This is a genomic window from Nakamurella panacisegetis (assembly GCF_900104535.1).
Taxonomy (GTDB): Bacteria; Actinomycetota; Actinomycetes; order Mycobacteriales; family Nakamurellaceae; genus Nakamurella; species Nakamurella panacisegetis.
In genome coordinates, this window is the sequence record NZ_LT629710.1 from 787,748 (window position 1) to 802,126 (window position 14,379).

Consider the following 14,379-nt stretch of genomic DNA (forward strand, 5'->3'; position numbering starts at 1 on the left):
GAGGCCTTCACCCGAGCCGTCAGTACTGGCCCAGTGACAGGCCCTTCTGGAAGAACCGTTGGGTGAATCCGAACAGGACGGCCGTTGGGATGGACACGACCAGCGCAGCCGTCAGGATGACGGTGTAGCCGGGCCCACCACCCTCGACGGATTGTAGGGCGTTGAGCAGCGGCATGACGGGCCGGGTCGAGGGGCTCTGGGTCAGGATCAAGGAGATCAGGAAATCATTCCACACCCAGGTCGCCTGGAGGATGAAGACGACCACGAGCGCACTCGTCGACATCGGAAGGAAGATCCGGGTGAATATTCGCCAGACGCCGGCACCGTCGACCACGGCCGCCTCGAACACGCTCGGTGCGATACCCACGAAGAAATTACGCATGACGAACGCCGAGAACGGCAGAGCGACGACTGAATAGATGAGGATCATTCCGGGAACGGTGTCGAAGAGCCCGACCTTCGCATACGCCGAGAACCACGGGATCAACATCATCTGCAGTGGAAAGACGGTGCCACAGAAGATCACGAAGAACCAGAAGAACCCATGTCGAACCTTGAGAACGATAACCGCGAAGGCGACCCCAGAGCCAAGAACGACAGCTATGAGCGGGGCCACGGTGGCGTAGAGGAGGGTGACGCCGAGACCGGACGGGACGTCGGTCGTCCGGAAGACGGCGACCACGTTGTTCCACAGAGCGGAAATCGTGCCCGGGGACCAGAGCGAATCGCCCGAGTAGTCGGCGGCGGACTTCCCAGCGTTGGCGAGAAGGAGGTAGATGGGCAGCAGCCAGACCAGACCCATGCCGCCCAGAATCACGTAGCGAAATACCTTGGAAGTCACCTGACCGCCCTTTCCGCGGTGCTGCCCGAGGAATCCCCGATGGCCAACTGCCGACGCAGGTACAACACGCTCGCGGCGACGGTGATGACGCTCATGAAGATCGCCACCGCTGACCCCAGGCCGTAATTGCTGTTGGAGAACGTGTCCCGATACATGGAGACGCCGAGAGTCTCCGAGACCCGGTTCGGGCCGCCCTGTGTCATCGCCTGGACGATGTCGAACGTCTTCAGGCTGTTCACGATCGACAGGCCGACGACGATCGTGGTGGACGGTCGAAGCAGCGGCCAGACCACGAAGCGGAAGAGCCGCCATCCCGAGGCACCGTCGACGCGAGCGGCCTCGAGCGGTTCGGCGGGAATCGATTGAAGCCCGACCGTGAACAGCAGTGCATTCACTCCGATCCCCTGCCAGGAGGCCGCCAGGATCATGACCACGGTGTTGAGCGGCGCCTCTTGCAGCCATCTCGTCGTCCCGCCGGGGAGATGCAGGAAGTCCAGAGCCTGCGACAGCGCTCCGCCGTTCTGGAGTACGAAACTGAAGACGATGCCGACGGCAACGCCCGAGAGCGCGTAGGGGATCAGGAACGGCACGCGCAACCACGCAGCGCCCTTGAGCCCGAACGACAGATACGCGACCAGAAGGCCGAAACCGACCGGGATCAGCAGCGAACCGACCACCCAGATCATCGTGTTGGCGAGCGAGGTGAAGAAGACCGGATCGCGCACCAGCGCGACGTAGTTGTTGAATCCGGTGAACACCGGGCTGCCCAGACCCGAGTAGTCGGTGAGGCTGAGATAGACCGTGTAGAGGACGGGGAGGTAGAGCACCAGGACCACCACGGCCGTGCCGGGGAGGAGAAAGGCCCAGGCCGAACGCTGGTAATTGGTCGACGTTGGAGTGGGGGTCGACGTACGGGTGAGGGTCGCCATCGGCTACTGGTGGCTCTTCCAGTAGGTGTCAGCCACCTTCTGGATGCCTTCCAGGTACTTCGTCGGGTCACCCGGATTGGTCATGAACCCGGTGAACTGGTCGAGGGCCTCGGTCAGGATCACCTGTGGGGTTGCCTCGTAGTAGCGAAGGTAGGTCTCGTACTTGTCGTTGTTCGAGAGCTCCTTGCCAACGTCCACGAAGGTCTGCGTCGCCGCGGTCGCCTTGGGGTTGTAGGGCAGGTTGTTCTGTTGCTTGGACCAGGCTGTCTGAGCTTCGGAGGTCATCCACCAGGCGGAGTACTTCAGCCCGAGGTCCTTCTGTGGAGAGTTCGCGGCGACGCAGGCCGGGGCTGTCTCGATCGCCACCGGCGTCTTGGCCTGGGCCGCATTCACCTTCGGGATCGTGAACACCCCCCAGTCGGTACCGGCCTTGAGACCGACCTGGTCGATCGTGGACGCGTACCAGGTGCCGAACGGGATCATGGCCAGCTTGCCGTCCTTCATCTGCGTCTCCGGGGCCGTCTTCGATCCGGGATCGCTGAAGTAGCCCTTCTTCTCCATGTCGAGCCACGTGTTCATGATCGACACGACCTTTGGGTCGGTATAGGACGCCTTGCCGGTGCTCAGGTCTTTGTACAGCTGCAGGTCCGTCCCGGCGAGAAGGATCTGGAACCAGACGAACGCCCAGGGGTCGCCGCCCGAGCTCCAGAACGGCGCGATGCCGTTCTTCTTCAGCACGGCGGCGTCAGCCATCATCTCGGCCCAGGTGGTCGGTGGGGTCAGGCTGTATTTCGCGAATGTCTTCTTGTCGTAGTACATGACCCAGTCGTCGACACTGATCGGAGTGCAGTACTGCTTCCCGTTGATCGTGTACAGGTCCTTCACGCCGGGCGCGATCTGATTGTCCGCGATCGCCTGCGCCCAGATGCTCGATGTATCGGCGACGAGGTTCTGGTCGACGAGCAGCTTCAACTGATCGCCCGTGTGCCAGGTGAACAGGCCGGGGCTCTTGTTCGTGCGGAACGACTGTTTGACGAAGGCCTGAAAGGCGGGCTGATCGGCGTAGGTCGACGAGTTGAGGCTGACCTTGATGTCCTTTTCGGATACCTGTGAGAATGCCTTGAAGTCCCACGACTTGTCGTTGACGAAGTTGAGTGTGTTCGCGCCGTCACCCGTGGCCGCGGTGGATGACGAGCATCCGGCCAACACAGCGGACGCCGCCAGGGCAAGGGCAATAGCCTGGCGCAGTCTACGAATTTTCACGTCGAACTCCTTTGTTCTCCACTCGGGATGTCAATGGGCCGACGACGATCCAGCCGGCGCGAGGGACTTTGGTATCGTTACCAAGCGACGTGACCGTACCACGCACTCCGCAGGTGTGACAAGCAATACGTTGCTGGAATTGACCGTCATCGCATCGCCGCATATGCCCTTTCCAGGACGGTCGCACCGGCCACGAGATCGACCGCGTCGAGTTCGGCCGCCCGCGGATCGTTCAGCGTTCGGACGAACGCCGCCAGCTGATGGTCGTAGCTCGATCCTCCGGTCACCGTACGCGGTCCCAGCATCAGCCCATTGCGCCACTCGCGGATCGAGTGGCCGGCATGCGGCACGATGAGACCGGCCACCTCGAGGCGATCGCGACCGAAATCGATTGCCAGCTCCGGACCGTCGGACGCGTCGCGATCACGAGCGAACGAGCTGACGATGCGGCCGGTAGCGCCGCCGGGAAACGCCAGGTCGACGATGGACGACAGGTCGCCGCCCGCAGGATTGCGCTCGGCCGTCGCCCCGACCACGACGGGCTCTTCGCCGGCCAGCGTCCGCATCCAATGCACTGCGTAGCAACCGGAGTGACTCAGGGCGCCGCCGCCGACGACGGGATCGTGCAGTACCGACTTCTCCTCGAACGGGCGATGGCCGATGATCACGCTGGACATGTGCCGGATCTCGCCGCCGTTGGCCCGCCGGGCGATCGCCGACACGGCAGCGAACAGTGGGTGGTGGCGATAGTGGAACGCCTCCAGCAATCTGCGACCGGAACGTCGTGCGGCCGCGGCCATCTCCTCGGCCTGCCGGACAGTCGTGGCGGCGGGCTTCTCGACGAGGACATGCTTGCCGGCATCGAGCGCAGCGACCGACCAGCGAGCATGATCACTCGCTGCGTTCGAGATGTAGACAGCGTCGACGGCCGGATCCTGCAGCAGATCCTGGTAGCGGTCATAGGCGACCGGAATCCCCCACCGGTCGGCGAGGACACGGGCCACACCCGAACGGCGCGCGGCCACCGCCACGGTCTCGACGTCCGCCCGCCGGCTTGCCGGTTCCACCATGGCCGTTCCGGCAATCGAGGAGGCGCCGAGGAGGCCGACGCGAAGCGGTGGCATCATCCTGGTAACGATATCAAGCCTGGGGTACTCTGGGAAGCCCGGTGTCGACCGAGACGAGACGATGGGACCGACAATTTTCGCCGACGACGACGCGATCCTGGTGCTGGACGTGGGTGGCGGCCATGTCAGTGCCGCCGCAGTGTCACTCTCCGACACCGCCTTCAGGATCGACCGGCGAACGGAGCTGCCCTTGGACTCCTCCGCCGGCCGGGACGCGATTCTCGCGACGTTGTCGCGATCCATGGAAGCCGCACGACGCGGCGGCGTCACCCGGTGCGTAGCGGCTATGCCCGGGCCCTTCGACTACGCGCTCGGCAGCGGTCGGTTCGAGGGTATCGGCAAGTTCGACGCGCTGGCCGGGCTTGATCTGCGAGCGACCCTGGCCGGGCGGCTCGGCATCGGACCGGCCGACGTGTCATTCGTCAACGACGCAGTGGCCTACGGGATCGGGGAGTGGGCGTTCGGCGCCGGTCGGCGGACCGACCGAATGGTGTGCCTGACCCTGGGTACCGGCGTCGGGTCGGCGTTCCTGAACGCGGGCTCGTCGGTCGCCGAGGGTAGAGCGGTGCCGCTGCGCGGCGAGGCACACACCGTCGAATTCGATGGCTCTCCGCTGGAAACAACGGTGTCGACGGCCGCGATCCGTCGCGCCTACACCGCATCGACTGGGACGACGTGCACCGTCGAGGAGATATTCACGCGAGCCAGGACCGGCGACGAAACCGCCCACACGCTGGTCACTTCGACGATGCTCGCCCTCGGACACGCCATGGGCCCCTGGATCCGGAGCTTCGGGGCCACGACCACTGTTGTCGGCGGGGCGATGTCGCGGTCATGGGACCTGATCGAGTCCCCGCTGCAGGCGGGACTCCAGGCCGCCGGCGCCGTGTCGACGCTGCGGCCGGCGGCTCTGCTCGACGATGCGCCGTTGGTCGGAGCGGCGGTCTGGGCGGCCCGCCCCTGATTGGGCCCACCCGGGCACGACTCGACGGTGCGGCTCAGCGCTGGGTGCCCCGGACGAATGCCTTCACGGTGCCCAGCCGCTGGCCGATCCCGGCCCCGGTCGGTCGGATCGTGTAGGCCCCAACCGCGGCCGGAACGATGAACGTCTCCGCGTAGTGCACGACGAACGGCTCGAACGTCCCGGTCGGGCTCTCGACGACCGCTTCTGCGCCTTCCACCAGGTTGAGTACGTTGACGGTGCCGTTGGTGTGGTGCTGCACCCGGTCGGTGAACCAGTGTCGCCGGACTTCGATGAACTCGAACTCGTGCAGGCCGGTGCGCTCCTCGACCCAGCCGTCACCCGATGCCACCGGTTCGACCTGATTGACGAGATTCCTCCGCGTCCAGTCGGTGCCGCGATCCCACTGGATGTTCGCCAAGGCGTGATCCAGATGGATCGGTCGCGGTATTCCGTCGAGTCCGACCCGGCCCCAATCCCACATCTTGAACGTGAAGATGTACGGCGTGGCCGAAATCTCCAGAACCATCGAGTCCGCCCCCGAACAATGCACCGTGCCGGCCGGAATGAGGAAGTGATCGTGCTTCTTCGCCGGAAAGGCGTTGACGAAGTCGTCCGCGCGGAAGGATGCGGCGCCGGTGGCGGCCGTGCGCAGAGCCTCCTCCATCGCGATCGGATCGATGCCGTCCCGGATACCAAGGTAGACGACGGCATCGATTCCGGCATCGAGCAGATAGTAGCTCTCGTCCTGGGTGTACGTCATACCGAAGCGGTTGTGAATGTAGTCGGTCAGCGGATGGACCTGCAGTGACAGATTGCCGCCGGCCATTGTGTCCAGGAAGTCGAAACGAATCGGGAACTCCGCGCCGAATCGGGCAAACGTCTTCTCGCCCAGCAGCTCCCGGGGATGGGTGAACACCAGGTTCAGCGCCGGCAATTCCACCACCGTTCCGGCGACATCCAGGAGCAGGCTGTTTTCCTCGGGCACACAGTCGAAACACCAGGCGTAGTTCTGCTCGTCGCCGATCTCCAGGACGTTCTTCATCCACTGCCCGCCCCAGACCCCGGGATCGAAGAAGGGCACGACACGGAACGGCCGGGTGGCGGCCAGCTGCAGGCCCGCGCGCAGCGAGTCGCCCGTGATGAGCTTCGCCTCGGACATCGATATGTTGGCGTCGAGCAGGAAGTCGAGGCGGTCGAACAAGGTGCGTTTATGTCGATCCGCCATGCGCCATTCGACGAAGAAGCCACGCTTGACCTTCCGCAGCTGGTCTTCACCGCCGTTGTTCGCTCGCCAGTTCGGCGCGCCACCGCGCTGTCTCTTCTGGATCTCCCAGCGAGCCAGATCGGCCAGTACGACACCGCCGAAGGACGCCGGCACCAGGGTGGCACCCCAGCCATAGACGACAACCGGCGTCGTTGCCTGTTCGACGCGACGCGCGACCGCCTCCAGCCGTGATCGATCGTAGAAGTCGTGAAGTGGGCGGTGATCCATTATCCCGAACACGCGGTCGTCGGTGAGATGCGAGGAGATGATCTGGTCGATCTCGTCGGGCGAAAGGGCGGCCGCTTCCTCGACGTCGATCAACAGGGCATCCGGCAGCGCGAGCATCAGTTGCCGACGCAGGCCGACAAGGTCACTGCCGGGATAGGTGTCGATGGCGATCGAGCCCTCCGACGTCGCAAGACCGGACAGATGCGCCCATGCCTGGGGCCCGCTCCACGCGACGTGGCCGTCGGGAAGACCGATGGTCGGTGCCTTGTCGTACGCCCCCGGGACAACTCCTGTCGGCAAGTACCTGGACATCGGAATCCTTTCGCGCGCTGGACATGATCGCGGCAGCACCGACATCTGGTTTGCGGATCTGGACCCATCCACCCGATCATTGGTAACGTTATCAGACGATCCCCGGACAATCCAAGCGAGACGGACGTCCGACATTGCCGCCTGGGGACCGGCCGCGCGCGCCGGACCCCGGAATCGTCAGGCGAAGTCGACGAGGTGGACCGGCAGCTCGATCAGCCGCGGACCGGGTCGAGTGTCTTCGCCGGAGAGCCGGTCGAAGAGCATCTGGGCGGCGATGCGCCCGAGCTCGGTCGGGTCGTGGTCGACGATTGACAGTGGCACGGGCGACATGTCGGCGAACTCGAACGAGTCGAAACCGAACAGACGCACGGTGGGAACCACGCCATGGCGCGCCCTCGCGGCGGTTCGGCGCTTGCTGATGGCCCGGATGGCCCCGACCGTGTTGCGGTTGTTGGCGGCGAAGACGGCCGTGGGAGGGTCAGCGAGGTCGAGCAGGGAATCCATGGCCTGTTCGGCCGACGTGACATCCTGCTGTCCCAGCCGGATGAGCTCGTCGGGAGGCTCGAGCCCGAGTCGCCGGTGCGCTAGCCGGAATCCCTCCAAGCGCCGGCGACCGGTCGAGACCGAGACCTGATTGCCCAGAAAGCCCACCCGGCGATGCCCTTCGGCCAGCATGCGTTCCGTGGCCTCGAGCGCGCCTCGGACATCGTCCAGCAGAACGGCGTCGGCGGAGGTTCCGGCAATGCTGCGCGAGGCGAGCACCAGCGGTACCCCGGCGAGACTCTCGATCGAGAACCGGTCGGGATCCTCACCGACCGGCACGACGATGAGGCCCTCCACCTGGCGACCCAGGAAGTCGGACAGCAACTGCCGCTCCAACTGTTCGTCCTCGTTGGTGACGCCGACCATGATTCGACGCCCGGTCTTCGCCACCACCTCCTCCACGCCCTGCAACATTCCGGCGTAGTAGGGGTTCCCGATATTGGTGATCAGCACGCCGACGAGACCGGATCGGTTGCCCTGCCGGAGGCGGCGAGCATTCTCGTTGCGGCGATATCCAACCTCGGCAATCACTCGCTCGACGTGTTCTCGGACCTGTGGCCGGACATTGTTCCCGCCAGACAGCACCCGGGAGACCGTCATCGGGCTGACGTTGGCCGCGCGGGCAATGTCTTTCACCGTCGGAGCGGAGCGCCTGCCGCCGGCTCCGCCCGCCGCGCTCGCCGGAATCGTCATCGGCTAGGTATACAGGACGACACCACGCCCGACGGCGCAATCGTCGGACCACCGGCAAACATTCCCACAGCGCGCCTCCTGCTGATACGGTAGTCCTGGTAACGATACCAAGCTACCGACCCCTCGAAGGTGCCAGGATGCCCGAACCGCACACCGCCAGCCCGAGCCCGACCCGACCCCCGTTGATCTCGGCGCAGCCGTGGAGCCACGAAGACGCCCGGTCCGGACTGATCGACCGAGCGCTCGCCGCCACCGGCACCATCGGTGGGCACCGCGTTCGCCTACTCCCCGAGCCGCTGCGGAAGAACCTCGACGGTGTCGAGGTCCAGGCGGTTAGGGTGCTGTTCGACGACACCGACACGGCCGGCAGAGCCCTCGGCCTGCGGATGGAAATCGTCGGGCGCAACGCAGTGGCGGGACTGGCCGACGCGCCCGACGGCACCTCGATCAGGATCTTGGTTCCGATCGTCACCGAGGCGACACCGGCGACATTGCTCATCCCTGGACTGGGCGAAGGAGCCGTCGAGTTCATCCTCCGGCCGCAGCGGGCCTGGTCCGTTCACGTCGTACACCACTCGCATTTCGACTTCGGTTACACCGACCCGCAGGCGTCCGTCATCGCGTCGCAACGCTCCTACCTCGACACCGTGATGGATCTCGCGGACGCCAGCGCCGATTGGCCCGACGAGGCTCGGTTCCGCTGGAACGTCGAGGCGCTCTGGGCGTTCAGCGACTGGGAGCGGCATCGCCCGCAGGCCCAGGTCGACAAGTTCGTGCAACTCGTCAAGGACGGGCGCGTCGGACTCAGTGCGATGCCCTACAACCTGCACACCGACACGTGTTCCACCGACGAGCTGCACGAACTACTGCGCGAAGCCCGCCGGATCCGGGAACGCTATGGCATCGATTTCACCACCGCGATGCAGACTGACGTACCGGGCCAGGTCGCCGGGCTCCCCGATGCGCTGAGCGACGTCGGTGTCAAGTACCTGGCCGTCGCGCACAACTGGGCCGGTCGTTCGCAGCCGCACACGTCCGGAGCCTTGAACCTTCCCCGTCTCTTCCGCTGGAAGACCCCAGCCGGCAACTCAGTCGTCGTCTGGATGACCGACAGCCCTCACGGCCTGGCCTACATGGAAGGACCCATGGTCGGGTTCACCGAGTCCTACGAATCCGTGGACGCCCTCTTCCCGGCCTACCTCACCGCACTTGCCACCCGGGGTTACCCGTTCCCGCCGGGAGTCTTCGGTGCACACGGTGAGCGGACCGAAGGGCGCGACGGTTACCCGTGGGAGGTCCTGCACCTCCGCACCCAGGGTTTCATGGGCGACAACGGGCCCGCGCGGCTCCATCTGGCGGAACTCGTCAAGCGGTGGAACGACACCTGGACGTCACCGAGGCTGCGGGTCTCGCGCAACGAGGACTTCTTCGTCGAGGCCGAGGCCCGTTACGGCGACGAACTGATCACGGTCGAGGGCGACTGGGGCGACTGGTGGGTCGAAGGGGTCGGATCCGCTGCGGTCCCCCTTGCCCTGACTCGCGAGGCGCAGGCGGCGGTGACGGACGCTTCCACATTCTCGGAGGCGGCCGCCTGGCTGGGCGGCGAGGCAGTGCCGGACGGCGCCGGTGAACGAGCCGACACCTATGACGCCATCTCGATGTTCAACGAGCACACCTGGGGCGCGGGCAACTCGTGGACGCACGGCGACGAAGGATTCGATTCCGGTGAACGACAGTGGCAATGGAAGGTAGCCCAGGCTCTCGCCGCCCATCAGCGTGCGGTCGAGTTCCGCGAGCACGCCATGACCTATCTGGGCGCCGAGGTACCGCGTGCCGATGGCGCCCTCGCGAGTTACGTCGCGGCCAACGCCACCGGGCACCAACGAGACGCCGTCGTGGTCCTGCTGGCGAAGGAGGCGCACTTCGGCCTGGACCGCGGCTTCGTGGTTCGCGACGGTCGTTCCGGAACCGTCCTCCCGCACGCCGTCCAGGCCCAATCGAACACGGCGCACCGCGAATCGGGACGGTGGGTCAGCGTTCGCGTCACCGACCTACCGGCACTCGGTTTCGTTCGGCTCGACATTGCCGAGGCGCCGACCGACGAGGCACGCGCGCCCCTGTCTCTCCGGACGACTCCCCGCGACCGTCTGCTCACTCTCGAGAACGATCACCTCCGCGTCGTCGTCGACGAGCAAACCTCGTCGATCTCGTCGATCCTCGACAAGCGAGGCGGGCGCGAGCTGGTGAACGGCTCATCGGTAGCCGGCTTCAACGCCTATCTCTACGACCAGTACGGGAGCTCGGGCGCGGGATTCAACCACCTGGCCAACAAGCTCTCCGTGTCCGATCGCCTCGAACTCCTGGTCTCGCGATCGGCGGCTGGCGCGGCCATCCTGATCGAACGAACCGGCGACGCGGTCGAGGAGCGGCTCGTCTACGAATTCTCCGCCGACGGCGTCGACTCCATTCGCGTGACGTTGCGCCTGCGCCACGGGGATTCCCGCCTCCTGATCGAAAATCGTCTGACCAAGCCGGCCACCCGGATCAAGGAGAGCGGCTATTTCGCGTTTCCCTTCGCGGTCGACGAGCCGGTCGTGCACTTCGAGGTCTCGGGTGGAGTCACCGGGGACGGCATCAGCCACATCCCCGGTGCGCCGCAGCACATGCGGGCGATCCGTAACTGGGTCACGATCCGCGGCGCCGACGACCGCGGCGTGGTCTGGGTGACCAAGGATGCCCCTCTCGTGCAAGCGGGCAGCATCGCCGTGCCGTATTCGCCGTTCCCGGCCAGCACCAGCCCGGTCGAGCCGGCGACGATCTTCTCCTGGATCCACAACAACGTCTGGGACACCAACTTTCCGATCGAACAGGCTTTCACGTCAACCTTCAGCTACGCCGTCGGTGTCGGTACGGACGAGGCCCAGCAGAGCCTCGAAGGGCTGGCCCTGGCCACCACATCGGACCTGGTGCACCCGATCACCGTGACTGAAGCCCGCGGCGATGGAGCGCGCGAGCCGCGAGCCGCAGCATCTCTCCTGGACATCAATGATGATCGGGTACAGCTGGTGTCGGTCGTGCCCGCGCAGGAACCCGGTGTCTCACTCGTGCGCCTGCAATCGTTCGCGGCTGACGCACTCGAGGTGAGCATCGAATTCGCGGTTGCCGTCAACGAAGCGTGGTCGAGCACCTATCTCGGCGATCGGCGCCATGCGCTGGCCGTTGACGGCCGCCGGATCCGGGTACCCCTTCGGCCCTACGAGACGATCGCGTGCGCGGTGCGGTGGTCGGCCGCCGACTGACACGCAACCGGGTCTCGCCCGACAGTGCGGCCGGAGTGCGGCCGTCGGCGAGCCCGAGGACCGGCCGTCAGGACCGCCCGACGGCGGAGGGCACGCGATTCCTCTCCCGTTGGAGTGAACCGCAGAACCGGCTGCGCGCCACGGCCAGTCACGGGATGGACTGTGACCGTGTGCGGAGTGTAACGTCGCCTGCGTGTCGCCTACCGAACAGCGACCATAGTTGCAGTTGGCGGCGTCATGATCAATCTGAATACGGTTACGAACAGTAGTGCCGCTGCGGAGGGCGTTAAGTCCAGAAGCATGGTGCGCCCCCACCGAGGCACGTCGTGCCTCACGCCGAAACCGTCCGTGATCACACATGTCCCGGCCGTGGAGTCCTTGATCCCCTACCGGGTGGGCGCGAGCACGGCGCGGACCGTGGACGCGACACTCCGAGTGGTCGGCTCCCCCGTCAGATGACCGCCGTTCCCAACCATCCCCGGACGGAGCCCGTCGTCCAGGCTCTCGGCATGCCGCGCTGGTTCCGCCATCTGCAACCGCGGGACGCGAAGACCGCCGCGCGGATCATAGGTCCGCTCTGCATCGTCGCCGCCACGGTCACGATCGTCTTCTCCGTGTTCGACCTGGTTCGCGGGGCGACTGACGCACCGACCGCGATCGCGACGATCCTGGTCTCTGCGGTGGTGGTCGCCGTGGGCCTGGCCACTCGCCGTCTCAGGGGTTCTCACGTGATCACCTGGGGATCGCTACCGATTCTCGGCGTCCTGGCCATTGTCGGGTTCGACCTGGCGTCCGGTGATGCGTCCGTTTCGGCGCAGGTGTTCCTGTTCTTTCCGGCGTTGTACGCGGCGTCGACGCTCCCCAGGATCGGCGTCATCATCGTCACCCTGACCGCGATCGCCGGTGAGGCGGTGATCGTGTTCGCCGCCGTACCCGCCGCGACCGGGGCGGCGGCCGTCGGATACGTGTCGGCGGGGTTGGCCACCGCGTCGGTCCTGCTGGCCCGCTCGGCCGAAGAACAAGAGGTACTGATCGCCCGTTTACGCCGGCAGGCCGCCATCGATCCCTTGACCGGCCTGGCGACCAGGCGAGTGCTGGATCAGGCGGCCCAGTCGGCCCTCAGTGGCGCAGCCAGTTCCGCCGGAACCGGAATGATCCTGCTCGACGTGGACAAGTTCAAGGACGTCAACGACAGATACGGTCACCCGGCGGGCGACGAGGTACTCGTGCAGCTGGCAGCGTTGCTGATCCGAGGGTGCCGCAAGACCGACATCGTCAGCCGCCTGGGCGGCGACGAAATCGCCTTGCTGCTCCCCGGGTGTTCGCCGGACTCCCTGCTCAAGCGAGCGAGCAGCATTCTTCTCGACGTGCGCAACCACGCCTTCATCATGTCCGACCTGGAACGGATCAGGGTCTCGGTGACGGCCGGGGTCGCGCACGCCCCCACCCACGCTTGCGATCTTCCCTCCCTGTACGCAACGGCCGACGCCGCCCTCTACGAGGCCAAACGCGCCGGCCGCGACCAGGTGGGAGTCCCGGCCCGCCTGGCCTCCTGAACCGGTGATGGCCACCGGCCCGGACCGGCCGACCCTCATCCGCCGCCGCTGGACAGACCGGCGATCAGATTGATGGTGGTCGCCAGGATCACCGCACCGAACAAATAGGACAGCAGCGCGTGCCGGAGGGCGGTCGCCCGGACGGCATGGGTCTGCAGGTCGGTATCGGAAACCTGAAACGTCATCCCCACGGTGAAGGCCAGGTACGCGAAATCGGTGTAGCGGGGCGGCTCCTCCTGATTGAAATCCACGCCGCCCCTCGGCCCGGTGTAGTACAGGAGCGCGTACTTCAGCGTGAACAGGGTGTGGATCAGCAACCAGGACAGCGCCACGCTCAGTATGGCGCCGCCCGCCAGCAACCCCGCAGCGGCGCCCTTGGCCGATTTCGCTTCGACCAGGACCAGCCCGACGGCGGCCAGGCTGATCACGGTGGCCCATTGCACCAACGCGTCCGTCGAGGCCCGGGAGGGATCTTCCCGGGTCGCGTGGGCAGCGGTCTGCGCCGCGTTCATCGGTGCGACGGCGAGCCACACCCACAGGTCGAACACGATGGCCGCGGCCGCCCAGCCGGCGACCGGGGCGAACACCCACCGACCGAAGACACCGACCAGTACCGCCACGACGACCCCGACGGCGACCATCACGACCAGGCGGCGGCGCGACCCGGCGGTCCGGAAGGGCCGGTGACATTGATCCTCGGTAAGTTCGCGCGCACTCATGGCCGAAGTCAACGCCCTGCCTGGGCCGCCCGGGGTGCGCCGCGCCGTTGGTCGCCCCTGGCGGCGACGTCAGCTTGCGGGTGAAGCCCTGGTCCCCAACCCCTCCGGGCCGGTGGACGGGTCCTGATGCCGGCCACGCGCGGGCGCGACCAGACCCCCATGGAACAGAAGGCTATGCGTCGTCGTCCCCGCGCAGGGCATGGATCATGCTCTTCAGGATCCGGAAGGCGCCGGTCCGGTCCGTTTCGATCAGGCCGGCCAGCATTCTGAGCTCGACGGACCGGACCGCGGCGGACGCCTTCTGCAGGCTCCGTCGGCCGCGGGGCGTGAGCCGCGTGGGAAGAACCTTGCCGACGGGCGCCTGAGCGGGTCTGGTCACCAAGCCCTCTCGTTCCAGGGTCTGCAGCAATACGTTCATCGACTGTCGGGTCACGAACGCGCCCCGCGCCAGCTCGGAGCTCGACAAACCCGGCCGTTGGGCCAGCAACTCCAGGCAGGAGTAGCGAGTCACGCTCATCCCCAGCGGCCGCAGCACCTCCTCCATGGCTGCGCGGAGGACGCTGGACGCCTCTTTGAGCAGGTACCCCAGTGAGTTGTCCAGGTCGACGCCGTCATCGTGTTGACTCATGTCAACAGTCTGA

General features: G+C 66.1%; 11 protein-coding genes. 3 read left to right on the forward strand and 8 right to left on the reverse strand.

Features of this window, described 5'->3' with window-relative positions:
- Positions 1-19: 19 nt before the first annotated feature.
- The 4 genes from BLS97_RS03430 to BLS97_RS03445 all read right to left on the reverse strand — a co-directional run bounded on the left by BLS97_RS03430 (position 20) and on the right by BLS97_RS03445 (position 4,103).
- Positions 20-841, reverse strand: a complete 822-nt coding sequence (locus BLS97_RS03430; RefSeq protein ID WP_197676392.1) for a carbohydrate ABC transporter permease — start codon at positions 839-841, stop codon at positions 20-22.
- Positions 838-1,770, reverse strand: a complete 933-nt coding sequence (locus BLS97_RS03435) for a carbohydrate ABC transporter permease (RefSeq protein WP_090474603.1) — start codon at positions 1,768-1,770, stop codon at positions 838-840. The genes BLS97_RS03430 and BLS97_RS03435 overlap by 4 nt, the downstream gene beginning before the upstream one ends.
- 3 nt (positions 1,771-1,773) lie before the next feature.
- Positions 1,774-3,033 carry an ABC transporter substrate-binding protein gene (locus BLS97_RS03440; RefSeq protein WP_090474604.1) on the reverse strand — a complete coding sequence of 420 codons (1,260 nt, stop codon included), beginning with the start codon at positions 3,031-3,033 and terminating at the stop codon, positions 1,774-1,776.
- A gap of 146 nt (positions 3,034-3,179) precedes the next feature.
- A complete protein-coding gene (locus BLS97_RS03445) occupies positions 3,180-4,103 on the reverse strand; it encodes a Gfo/Idh/MocA family protein (RefSeq protein WP_231988331.1) in 924 nt (307 codons plus the stop codon).
- Here BLS97_RS03445 and BLS97_RS03450 point away from each other — a divergent pair.
- Complete coding sequence (locus BLS97_RS03450) at positions 4,102-5,124, forward strand: ROK family protein (protein ID WP_090481206.1); 1,023 nt, start codon at positions 4,102-4,104, stop codon at positions 5,122-5,124. The two genes, BLS97_RS03445 and BLS97_RS03450, sit on opposite strands and share 2 nt — an antisense overlap.
- Before the next feature lie 34 nt (positions 5,125-5,158).
- Here the strand turns inward: BLS97_RS03450 and BLS97_RS03455 are convergent, their stop codons facing one another.
- Positions 5,159-6,928: a class I mannose-6-phosphate isomerase gene (locus BLS97_RS03455; RefSeq protein ID WP_090474606.1), complete on the reverse strand. Its 1,770-nt coding sequence runs from the start codon at positions 6,926-6,928 to the stop codon at positions 5,159-5,161.
- 177 nt (positions 6,929-7,105) lie between these two features.
- A complete protein-coding gene (locus BLS97_RS03460; RefSeq protein WP_197676393.1) occupies positions 7,106-8,107 on the reverse strand; it encodes a LacI family DNA-binding transcriptional regulator in 1,002 nt (333 codons plus the stop codon).
- Between the two features lie 194 nt (positions 8,108-8,301).
- Here BLS97_RS03460 and BLS97_RS03465 point away from each other — a divergent pair, with 194 nt between their 5' ends.
- A complete protein-coding gene (locus BLS97_RS03465) occupies positions 8,302-11,463 on the forward strand; it encodes a glycoside hydrolase family 38 N-terminal domain-containing protein (protein ID WP_090474608.1) in 3,162 nt (1,053 codons plus the stop codon).
- A gap of 509 nt (positions 11,464-11,972) precedes the next feature.
- Positions 11,973-13,019, forward strand: coding sequence for a GGDEF domain-containing protein (locus BLS97_RS03470; RefSeq protein ID WP_157695155.1), 1,047 nt, complete (start codon positions 11,973-11,975; stop codon positions 13,017-13,019).
- A 35-nt stretch (positions 13,020-13,054) separates the two neighbouring features.
- On the opposite strand, the gene BLS97_RS03475 is transcribed toward BLS97_RS03470, so the two are convergent.
- Positions 13,055-13,738: a DUF1345 domain-containing protein gene (locus BLS97_RS03475; protein ID WP_090474610.1), complete on the reverse strand. Its 684-nt coding sequence runs from the start codon at positions 13,736-13,738 to the stop codon at positions 13,055-13,057.
- 172 nt (positions 13,739-13,910) lie between these two features.
- Positions 13,911-14,366, reverse strand: coding sequence for a MarR family winged helix-turn-helix transcriptional regulator (locus BLS97_RS03480; RefSeq protein WP_090474611.1), 456 nt, complete (start codon positions 14,364-14,366; stop codon positions 13,911-13,913).
- Positions 14,367-14,379 lie beyond the last annotated feature (13 nt).